Source organism: Streptomyces sp. NPDC058691, assembly GCF_042714775.1.
Lineage (GTDB): Bacteria > Actinomycetota > Actinomycetes > Streptomycetales > Streptomycetaceae > Actinacidiphila.
Genome location: NZ_JBHXSO010000117.1, coordinates 1 through 10,682 on the forward strand (window position 1 = coordinate 1; position 10,682 = coordinate 10,682).

A 10,682-nucleotide genomic window follows, 5' to 3' on the forward strand; every position below is an offset into this window, starting at 1 on the left:
TTGCTCGTCCTCTTTCTTTTTTTAATATCCTCCCCCCCCCCCCCCGCCCCCCTACCCCCTCACAACTCCCGCCGCCCCCCGGGGGGGGCGGCCCGCCGCGCGCCCCGCGGCGCCCCTCGGGCGTCACCTCAGCGCGCGGCGCCGAAGTCCTGGGTCCAGTAGCTGCCCGGCTGTGCCAGGCCGACTCCTATTTCCTTGAAGGAGCAGTCCAGTATGTTCCGCTTGTGACCGGGGCTGTTCATCCAGCCCTGCATCACGGCCGAGGGGGAGGAGTAGCCGTACGCCACGTTCTCGCCGTAGGACCGCCAGTTGTAGCCGGCGGCGCTGATCCGGTCCGAGGGGGTGGAGCCGTCCGAGCCGGTGTGCGACATGGTGCCCGTCTCGGCCATGTCGGCGCTGTGCTCCTGGGCGGCGTCGGTCAGCTTGCCGTTGAGCTTCAGTGCGGAGCAGCCGGCCTTGGAGCGCTCCTGGTTCACCAGCTTCACCAGCGTGGTGACGTTCCCGGTCACGGGGACGCCGGAGGGCGCCGAGCCGGGCGCCTGCGAGGGGGCGGAGGCCGGCGGCGCGGGGGCCGCGGGGGCCGAGGAAGGCGCGCCGTGCCAGCCGCCGTGCGACCACTGGCCGCCCCAGGACGCGTTGTTCCAGTGCCCCCGGGACCACGCGCCGTGCCGGGCGTCCTGCGGGCTGTCGATGGATGCCATGGCGACCGAGGGCACTCCCACGGCGGCGACGGCGAGAGCGGCGACGACGATCTTGCGATGGCGCGTCGTCCGGCGGTGGTTCGTCATTGCGTGACCTCACTCGGTGGTTCGGCGTCCGTCTTCACATCCCGCCTGAGCTGCTGAGACGCCGTGCGGGCTCGGTCATTGTGCGGACCGTCCCGAGAGCGGGGCAATGGAAGATCGTTACTACGCCGACTCGTAGCGAAGACGATCCTTGCGCCGCGGAGCGAGGCATGCGCTTGCCCGTTCGGCGCCTTGTTGTGAAAATCTGACGTTCCTTCAGGATGCCGTCCGTGCCCGGCGGACGGCCGGAAGCGACACGCGGATGGCACTCGGTCCGCCCCGTTCTGCGCGGAATGTCCCTTCCAGTGGGGATGGAACGCATATGCCGATGGGTGGCCGTCTACTATGGCGAGCCGTAACCGCCCGATCCGGGGTGACGGACTTCACAGGGACCCCGGGAACAGGCCCTGCGGTGCGGCGCAACAAGGTCAACACGCGGCACAATCGCCCCATGCGACACATACGCGTGATCGGCATCGGCGCCGGCGACCCCGACCACCTCACCCTCCAGGCGGTCAAGGCGATCGCCGGGACCGACGTCTTCCTCGTCCTGGGAAAGACCGGCGAACGCCAGGAACTCGTCCGGCTGCGCCACCGCATGCTGGAGGAGCACGCCCGGCCGGGCCACCGCGTCGTGGAGGTCCCCGACGCCGAGCGCGACCGCACCGCCCCCGGCTACCCCGCCGCCGTCGAGGACTGGCGCCGCCGCCGGGCCGACGTGGTCGAGCACCTTCTCGCGGAGCAGGTCGGCCCGGAGGAGACCGGGGCCTTCCTCGTCTGGGGCGACCCCAGCCTCTACGACAGCGTCATCGCCGTCCTCGACGACGTCCGCGCCCGCGCGGACGCCACCGCCTTCACCTACGAGGTGATCCCGGGCATCAGCAGCGTCTCCGTGCTGGCCGCCCGCCACCGCACGACGCTCACCCGCGTCGGCCGGCCGGTGCAGATCACCACCGGCCGCCGGCTCGCCGAGGGCGGGCTGCCCGACGGCGTCGACGACGTCGTCGTCATGCTCGACGGCGACGCGGCGTTCGCCGGGATCGACCCCGAGGGCATCGAGATCCACTACGGCGCCTACCTCGGCACCGACGACGAGATCCTCGTCTCCGGCCCGCTCGCGGAGACCGCCGAGCGCATCCGCGCGCTGCGGGCCGACGCCCGCGCCCGCAAGGGCTGGATCATGGACACGTACCTGCTGCGCCGCTGACCCACCCGCGGGGTGGGGCGTGGCGCCTTGGGCCGGGGGGCGTGTCTGCCGAGGCGTCCTGTGGGGCGGTGGGGCCCGGCCTGCGGGTGTGCCCTGAGGGCTGTGGCCACGGCGGGGACCGCCCGACGTGTCGGACCGGGTTCCCCGCTGGTGGGGTGATCGAGCCCAGGGCGCCGGTGGCGTGCCCGCCGGCCGGGTCCGCCCTCGCGGCGGACCGCAACACGGGCGGGCGGCAGGAGAGTTCGGCGTGCGCGGGCCCGGCGGACGGGCGTTGCCGCAGGTGATGGGCGCGTGGGTGTTGTCACACTCGCAGGTGCCGCCTTGAAGGGGCGCGGCTCCGGGACGTAGCCTTCCCTCCGCCTCTGGTGGGGGAAGCCGGTCGAATTCCGGCGCTGGCCCGCAACGGTGGGCCGCGCGGCATCCGTGATGCCGTCCGCGGCGAGCCCGATGACCCATCGGCGGCACTGGTTCTCATCCGTCGCGGTCACGGGACGAGGCCCACGGGCTCGGCCGCCCGCGTCTTGCGCGGCCGCTCTCCTGGGTGCGTCCCGAGGGCCACCGTTCAGGAGGCTTCGTTGCGCATATCCGGCCGCACGGTCGCTCCCGCGCTCATCACCGCCACCCTTGTCGCCCTGTCGGCGACGTCCGCCGCGGCCGCTCCGGCCGTGCCGTCGGACGCCGCGGCAGCGGCCGGATGGGCGGGCCGCCAATTGAAGGACGGCGACCACGTCGAGGGCGACTTCGGCGCCGACCCCGGTCTCACGGCGGATGTCGTGCTGGCCCTGTCGGCGACGCGCACGGGCAAGGGCGAGACGGCCGCAGCGACCGACTGGCTGGCCGCGCACGCCGAGTCGTACCTCACCGGTGACACGCCCGGCGACATCTACGCGGGGTCGCTCGCGAAACTCTCGCTGGTGGCCGAGACGGGCCACCGGGACCCGGGCGCGTTCGCCGGCCGTGACCTGATCGCGGAGCTCAACTCCCGTATGCAGCCCAGCGGCCGCTTCACCGACCACGCCACCTTCGGCGGCACCGAGGTCAACGACTACTCCAACTCGCTGACGCAGTCGCTGGCCCTGATCGCGCTGGAGCGGGACGGCGGCGCCGTGCCCGGCGAGGCCGTGCACTTCCTCCTCGCCAACCAGTGCGCCGACGGCGGCTTCCCGGTCTTCTTCCCCGACACCCCGGCGGAGTGCGAGTCCGACGCGGACGGCACCGGCATGGTCGTGCAGGCCCTGCTCGCCGTCGGCGACGAGGACGACGTCGCGGGCGAGGCGCTCGACTGGCTGGAGGAGAAGCAGGCCAAGGACGGCGGGTTCGCCGGCACGGGCCCGACCGCGGTCGTGAACGCCAACTCGACCGCCCTGGCCACCCAGGCCCTGCGGGCCGGCGGCCGCGGTGCGGCCGCCGACAAGGGCGCGGACTGGCTGCGCGCGCGTCAGGTCGGCTGCGACGGCGCGGCCAAGGACCGCGGCGCGGTCGGCTACCAGGAGGCCAAGGCCGACGGCAACGCCCTGCGCGCGACCGTGCAGGCGGTGACGGCCCTGTCCGGGGTCTCGTACGCGACGGTGGACGGCGCCGGCGCGACGGACGGACTGGCCACCCTGGACTGCTCGTCGCCGAGCCCCACCACCAGCGCCTCCACCACCCCCTCACCCACCGCGTCCGGTGAGCCCACCGAACCCGGCGGCTCCGCGACCCCCACCGACTCTGCGACCCCCACCGACTCCGCCTCGGCCACGCCGAGCGCGACGGCCCCCGCCGGTTCGACGGACTCGGGTGGTTCCGGCAGTTCCGGTGGCACGGGTGGTACCGGCGGCGCGCTGGCCAGCACCGGCACGTCCGTGCTGCCGCTGGCGGGGAGTTCCGCGGCGCTCGTGGCGGCCGGTGCCGCCGCCGTGGTCGCCGTCCGGCGACGCCGCTCCGCGGGAACCGGGGCGTGATCCGGCGGGGCTCGGCGGCGCTGGCGGCCCTCGCCGCCGTGGCCGCGGTGCTGTTGTGGCCCGCCGCCGTCCCGGCCGGTGCGGTGGACGGCTGCTCCGGCGTGCTGGTCGTCGTGGAGGACCGCGGCGTCCCGGACGCCCCGTACCCGAGCCGGACCGGGTGCGCGCCGTCGCCGCAGAGCGGCCTCCAGGCGCTGCAGCAAGCGGGCATCGCGGTACGGCTGGGTTCCGGTCCCTACGGCGGCGGCTTCGTCTGCGCGCTGGACGGGGCTCCCGGCACGGGCTGCGCCGCGGTGGACAAGGACACGTACTGGTCGTACTGGTACATGCTCCCCGGCACCAGCACCTGGGTGTACGGCGCGGCCGGCCCGGCCGGCCGCACCCCGGTGAAGGGCGGCATCGACGCGTGGGTGTGGCAGGACTCCGGGGCAAACGAGCCCCCGTCGCCCCGCAGCGCGGTCCCGCCGACGCCGACGCCCCGGCCGACGCGGACCACCACGAAGCCCGGCGGGGGTGCGTCCGGCGGCGGGACTGACACATCGTCAGGCAGTGGGACGGGCGGGTCGGGCACCGGCGGCCCGGGCAACGGCGGATCCGCCACCGGTGGTACCGCCTCGCACCCGGCCGCGCACCCCGGCGCCAGTACGACCGGCAAGGGCGCCACGCCCGCCGCCTCCGCGAGCCGGAGCGCCGACGCCTCCACGAGCCCGGCCCCGAGCACATCGGCCGGCTCCCGAACCGAGGCGGCCGGCACCACCGGCAGCCCCGGCGCGACCGCCACCTCGGACGGGGTGCGGTCGGCCGGCGAGCGCTCAGGCGAACAGCGCTGGAACGGCCTGCCGCTGCTCGTCGGAGCCGTCGCGGTCGCCGCCCTGGCCGGCGCCGCCGTCATCAGGGCCCGCAGGCGCGACCGCAGGCCGCCGGAGGTGTCGGACTGATGCCGCGCCCCGGCGCGCGGCTGCTGCTGCCCCGCCAACTCCACCCGTTGGCCTGGTGGGCATGGGCACTTGGGCTCGCCACCGCGGCGAGCCGCACCACCGACATCCTGCTGCTCGCCCTCCTGGGCGCCGCGGCCGGCTACGTGGTCGCCGCCCGCCGCACCCGGGCGCCCTGGGCAGCCGCCTACGGTGTCTTCCTGAAGCTGGCCGTCGCGGTGGTGGTGATCCGGCTGGTGCTCCAGTCCCTGCTCGTCGGGTACGGCGGCACCACCGTGCTGCTCGACCTGCCCGAGATACCGCTGCCGTCGTGGATGACCGGGGTGAGGCTCGGCGGACCCGTGACGGCGGAAGCGGTGTACTCGGCGCTGTGCGACGGTGTGCGCCTGGGCGTCATGCTGCTCTGCTTCGGCGCCGCCAACGCGCTGGCCAGCCCCGCCCGGTTGCTGCGGGCGCTGCCGCGCGCCCTGCACGAACTCGGCGTCGCCGTCACCGTGTCGCTCAGCGCCGCGCCGCAACTCGTCGCCGCGGTCGGCAGGGTCCGCCGCGCCCGGCGGCTGCGGGCACTGCCGGTCCGCGGACTGCGCGGCACGCTCTCCATCGCCGCCCCCGTACTCGAAGAGGCCCTGGACCGCGCCCTGGCCACCGCCGCCGCCCTCGACGCACGCGGGTACGGGCGGCGCGCCGCGGTGCCGGCCGGGCGCCGCGCCACCGTCCACGCCCTGCTGCTCGGCGGCCTCGCCTCCGTCGTCGTCGGCGTCTACGGCCTGCTGGACTCCTCGACCACCGTTCCCGCCGGCCCGCTCGGCGAGGTGACCACGGGTCACGCCGGTCCGGTCCTGCTGGCCGTCGGGGTGATCGGCTGCGTCGCCGGAATGCGTCTGGGCGGCGCCGCGGTCCAGCGCACCCGCTACCGTCCCGACCCGTGGGCGCTGCCCGAGTGGGTCGCGGTCGTCAGCGGCGCCCTCGCCGCGCTGTGTTTCGTGCTCACCTCGCCCGCCGCCCTCGCCCCGGACCCCTGGACGCTGCAACCGCCGGGCCTGCCGCTGCTCGCCGTGGCGGGAGTGCTCTGCGCCGTGCTGCCGGCCCATCTCACCCCGCCACCACCGGGCGACCACGACCGGGCCCCCGCCTCCCCCGGACCGGGGCGGCTCACCGACCAGCCGAGGAAGCATCAGTGAACGCCGTCCACTGGGAGCAGGTCTCCTTCCACTACCCGCGCGCGACCGCGCCGGTGCTCGCCGGGGTCGACCTGGCCGTGCCAGACGGGGAACTCGTGCTGGTCGTGGGCGCCACGGGCAGCGGCAAGTCCACGCTTCTGCGCACCGTCAACGGCGCCGTCCCGCACGCGACGGGCGGCACGCTGTACGGCAGGGTGACCACCGCGGGCCGGGACACGGCCGCGCACGCCCCGCGCGACCTCGCCGACGCCGTCGGCGTCGTACCGCAGCGCCCGGCGGACGCCTTCGTGGCCGACACCGTCGAGGAGGAGATCGCCTACGGGCTGGAGTGCCTGGCGCTGCGGCCCGAGGCGATGCGCCGCCGGGTGGAGGAGACCCTCGACCTGCTGGGGCTGGCCGATCTGCGCTCCCGGTCCCTGCAGGCGCTGTCGGCCGGGCAGCAGCAACGGGTCGCGCTGGCCGCCGCGTTCGCGGCGCAGCCGGGGCTGCTGGTGCTGGACGAGCCGACCAGCGCCCTCGACCCGCCGGCCGCCGAGGAGGTGCTCGCCGCCCTGACCCGGCTCGTGCACGACCTCGGCACGACCGTGCTGCTCGCCGAGCACCGGCTGGAACGGGTCGCGCAGTACGCGGACGCCGCCCTGCTGGTGCCCGGTGGCGGCGAGCCGGTGCGCTACGGCCCGACGGCCGATGTCCTGGCCGACGCGCCCGTGGCACCGCCGGTCGTCGAACTGTCGCGGCTGCTGGGCTGGCGGCCCGTCGCGCTGAGCGTGCGCGACGCCCGCCGCAGGGCCGCCGGTCATCCGCTGCTCGGCGCGGCTCCCGTGCCGCGCGAGACCGCGGCGCAGGGCGAGCCGGTCGCCTCGCTGCGCGGGCTGGTGGCGCACCACGGCCCGGTGCCGGCGCTGCGCGGGATCGACCTCACCCTGCACGAGGGCCGGGTCACCGCGCTCATGGGCCGCAACGGCGCCGGCAAGTCGACCCTTCTGTCGTGCCTGGCAGGACTGCACCGGCCCACCGCCGGCGAGGTGCGCGTGGCCGGCGAGAACCCCCTCAAGCTGAAGCGCCGCCAGATGGCTTCGGCCGTCGGCATGGTGCCCTCGGACCCCGGCGACCTGCTGCTCGCCGACCGGGTGGACCGCGAGTGCGCGGGCGCCGACCGCGAGGCCGGGGCAGTGCCCGGCACCACGGCCGCGCTGCTGGAGCGACTGGTGCCCGGCATCGACCCGCAGGCACACCCGCGCGCCCTGTCCAGCGGCCAGCGGCTCGCCCTCGCGCTGGCGGTGCTCCTCGCCCGCCGCCCGAAACTGCTGCTGCTGGACGAGCCGACCCGCGGCCTGGACTATCCGGCCAAGGCCCGCGCCACCGCGATCCTGCGGCAACTGGCCGCCGAGGGACACGCGGTGCTGCTGGTCACCCACGACGTGGAACTCGCCGCCGCGGCGGCCGACCGCGTGGCCGTCCTCGCCGACGGCGAGATCGTCGCCGACGAGGACGCCGTCGCGGCGCTGGCCGCCTCACCCGCCTTCGCCCCGCAGACCGCCAAGGTCCTCGCGCCGGCGCCGCTGCTCACCGTCGACGAGGCCCGCGTCGCGCTCCAGGCACTCGCCACGGGACAGGGGGCCCCGGCATGACCGGCACACGGACGCCCGCCGACGGCGAGCACGTCCTTCACCTGGCCGCCCGCACCCCCGGCCTGCCGCGCATCGGCCCGCGCTCCGCGGTCGCCCTCGTCCTGGTCTCGCTCGTCGGGCTCGCCGGTTTCGGCTGGCCCTTCCTCGCCGACGCGTCCTCCCCGGTCGCCCACGGCCAGGACGCCCCCTGGCTCTTCGCCGCGCTCACCCTGCTGATCCTCGGCGTCGTCCTCAGCGCCCTGCTCGACGGGACCGCCGACGCGAAGGCCGTGGCGCTGCTGGGCGTGCTGTCCGCGGTGGGCGCCGCGCTGCGGCCGCTCGGCGCGGGCACCGCGGGCCTGGAGCCGATGTTCGTCGTCTTCCTGCTGGGCGGCCGGGTGATGGGCCCGGCCTTCGGCTTCGCCCTCGGCAGCACGGCCATGTTCGCCTCGGCCCTGCTCACCGCGGGCATCGGGCCCTGGCTGCCGTTCCAGATGCTGGCCGCGTCCTGGGTGGGACTGGGCGCCGGGCTCCTGCCGCGCCGGGTCACCGGCCGCCCGGAGATCGCCCTGCTGGTCGGCTACGCGCTGGTCGCGGGCCTCCTCTACGGCGTCGTGATGAACCTGTGGTTCTGGCCGGCCGGCCTCGTCGACCCGGCCGCCGCGACCGCGTACGCCCCGCACGCCGGCGCGCTGGACAACCTGCGCCGCTACGCGGCCTTCTACCTCACCACCTCGCTCGGCTGGGACGTGCCGCGCGGGGTCCTCAACGCCCTGCTGGTGCTGCTGGCCGGGCCCCGGCTGCTGGCCGCCCTGCGCTCCGCGACGGACCGGGCGGCGTTCGGCGCGCCGATCCGCGTACTGCGGCCCCGGGAGGACGACGGCCCCGCCGCCCCGACGGACGGCGGGACTCCCGAGCGTACCTGACGCATCGTCAGTGCAGCGACGGCACAACACGTCCTGACGAGACGTCACTTCTCGTCCCGGGGGCGGGGACACAAGGTCACAGCCAGGGTTCACTGGCTGATTGTGAAGATGTCATGTGCACTCTTCGCTGGATCCCTCTAATCGGGTGCGCACCCATGAGGACATGGGTGCAGCGGAGGTGTTGCCTCCGTGTCCTCTTCCGACCCGAGGTTTCCATGAAAATGATGGTCTTGAACCATCGGCGTGCAAGGCCACTGCTCGTGGTGCTCGCCACGGCGACCGCGCTCGCGGCCGCGCCTGCCGTGGCGTACGCGGACAGCAGCCGGCCCGCGCCCGTCACCGGCGGCATCCCGCTGATCAACACGTCCGAGAAGATCGGTCCGGGGATCAACCTGCAGCATGTGCAGGCGCTCGACCAGCAGGGCTGGTACGACGCGCGGTTCCTGACCGTGGACCTGTCCAACAGCGCGGTCACCACGGACCTCCTGACCGCCGGACCGGTCGCCTCCGGCGGTCCGCTCAGCGTGGCCGCCGACAAGGCCGGTGCCGTCGCCGGCGTGAACGGCGACTTCTACGACCTGGGCAACTCCACCGCGGCGCACGGTGCCGAGATCCAGAACGGGAAGCTGCTCAAGACCACCAACCTCGGCGGTCCGGAAGCCGCCCCGGTGCAGCCGCACGTCGGTGTCAGCAAGGACGGCATCGCGCAGCTCGTGAACGTCATGGTCAACGCGTCCGCGAACTTCGCGGGCACGGACCACAAGGTCCTGTCGGTCAACGCCGCGGACCCCGAGCCCCACCCGGTACCCGCCGGCGGCATGGTCGCGTTCACGTCCGCCTGGGGCACCTACAGCCGCAACCGGCCGTTCATCGGTGTGGACCAGGACCTCGCCGAGGTCCTCGTCCGGAACGGCAAGGTCGTGTCGGTCACCCCCAACGGTCCCGCGGGCTCGGGAGCGATCCCGGACGACGGGTTCTACCTGGTCGGCACCGGCGCTTCGGCGGCCGCGATCCGCGCGCTGCAGCCCGGCGACCCGGCGACGCTCGACTGGGAACTGGCTGACAACGTTGCCAAGACCATGAAGTTCGCGCTCGGCCACGGCGGCACCGGTGAGGGCATCATCGTCTCCGGCGGCAAGCCCCGCGCCAACCTGGACAACTCGGCGATCTCCCCGCGCACGTCGTTCGGTTTCAAGGACGGCGGCCACACCCTCGTGCTCGGCGAGTGGAACGGCCCGGGCGGCACCGGCAAGGGCGGCGTCACGGTGGCCAAGGTGGGCCACGACATGGTCGCGATGGGCGTGCAGACCGCGGTCATCCTCGACAGCGGTGGTTCGAGCGAGATGGTCGCCCGCCGGCTCGGCGAGGACAAGGTGACCATTCGCAACACCCCGTCCGACGGCCAGGAGCGCAACAACACCAACGGCGTCGGCGTGTTCGTCATCAAGGGTGACGGCGAGCTCAACCAGCTTCTCGTCAAGCCCGCGCCCGGCCAGACGGCGGCTGACGGCGATGTGAAGGTCTTCCCGGGGCTGCACCGTGTGCTTTCCGCGGTGGGTGTCGACAACCACCAGACGCCGGTGGCGGTCGACCCGCAGTCGGTGCAGTGGTCCGCGCGTGAGGCGACCGTCGAGGGCGGCACGCTCACGGCGCCCCAGGCGCACGGCCCGGTCACGGTCGACGCGACCGCGGGTGGCGTGCAGGGACACGGGACGGTCTCCGTCCTCGGCCCGCTGACCAGCGTGGAGCCGTCCTCTCAGCTCCTGTCGATCGCCGCGCCCACGTCCGACGACGCGACCACCGTCTCGGTGACGGGCCGTGACGGCGAGGGTTACACGGCCCCGATCGACCCGCAGGACCTCTCGCTGGACTACGATCACGATGTCGTGGACGTCAAGTCCGTGGGCGGCAAGCTGCGGATCACCCCGCTCGCCAACGCGAGCACGATCCTGAAGATCTCGGTCGGTGGTGTGTCGGCGCAGCTGCCGATCACGATCGGTGTGCAGACCAAGACGGTCTACGACTTCGACGACGACGTGCTGGCCCGCTGGCGCAACAACAGCACCGCGGCCACGACGTTCTCCAAGGCCCCCGA

General features: G+C 74.6%; 8 protein-coding genes and 1 riboswitch. Of the genes, 7 read left to right on the forward strand and 1 reads right to left on the reverse strand.

From position 1 onward, the window contains the following. Positions 1-128: 128 nt before the first annotated feature. A complete protein-coding gene (locus ACFWVC_RS37930; protein ID WP_384298979.1) occupies positions 129-788 on the reverse strand; it encodes a CAP domain-containing protein in 660 nt (219 codons plus the stop codon). 448 nt (positions 789-1,236) lie between these two features. Here ACFWVC_RS37930 and cobF point away from each other — a divergent pair, with 448 nt between their 5' ends. The 7 genes from cobF to ACFWVC_RS37965 form a co-directional block, all read left to right on the forward strand. Continuing rightward, complete coding sequence (cobF, locus tag ACFWVC_RS37935; protein WP_384298986.1) at positions 1,237-1,992, forward strand: precorrin-6A synthase (deacetylating); 756 nt, start codon at positions 1,237-1,239, stop codon at positions 1,990-1,992. A 368-nt stretch (positions 1,993-2,360) separates the two neighbouring features. Continuing rightward, positions 2,361-2,446: riboswitch (cobalamin riboswitch) on the forward strand. Between the two features lie 121 nt (positions 2,447-2,567). Then, the gene (locus ACFWVC_RS37940; protein WP_384298992.1) at positions 2,568-3,935 is read left to right on the forward strand and encodes a prenyltransferase/squalene oxidase repeat-containing protein; all 1,368 of its coding nucleotides are present in this window, start codon (positions 2,568-2,570) and stop codon (positions 3,933-3,935) included. Continuing rightward, complete coding sequence (locus tag ACFWVC_RS37945; RefSeq protein WP_384298999.1) at positions 3,932-4,873, forward strand: hypothetical protein; 942 nt, start codon at positions 3,932-3,934, stop codon at positions 4,871-4,873. Before ACFWVC_RS37940 ends, ACFWVC_RS37945 begins: the two co-directional genes overlap by 4 nt. Beyond that, positions 4,873-6,051, forward strand: coding sequence for an energy-coupling factor transporter transmembrane protein EcfT (locus ACFWVC_RS37950; protein WP_384299006.1), 1,179 nt, complete (start codon positions 4,873-4,875; stop codon positions 6,049-6,051). The genes ACFWVC_RS37945 and ACFWVC_RS37950 overlap by 1 nt, the downstream gene beginning before the upstream one ends. Further along, on the forward strand, positions 6,048-7,682 hold the full coding sequence (locus ACFWVC_RS37955) for an ABC transporter ATP-binding protein (protein WP_384299013.1): 1,635 nt from the start codon (positions 6,048-6,050) through the stop codon (positions 7,680-7,682). Before ACFWVC_RS37950 ends, ACFWVC_RS37955 begins: the two co-directional genes overlap by 4 nt. Beyond that, positions 7,679-8,587, forward strand: a complete 909-nt coding sequence (locus ACFWVC_RS37960; RefSeq protein WP_384299016.1) for an ECF transporter S component — start codon at positions 7,679-7,681, stop codon at positions 8,585-8,587. Before ACFWVC_RS37955 ends, ACFWVC_RS37960 begins: the two co-directional genes overlap by 4 nt. A 230-nt stretch (positions 8,588-8,817) precedes the next feature. Continuing rightward, positions 8,818-10,682, forward strand: a 1,865-nt coding sequence (locus ACFWVC_RS37965; protein ID WP_384299019.1) for a phosphodiester glycosidase family protein, incomplete at its 3' end; no start/stop codon positions are given.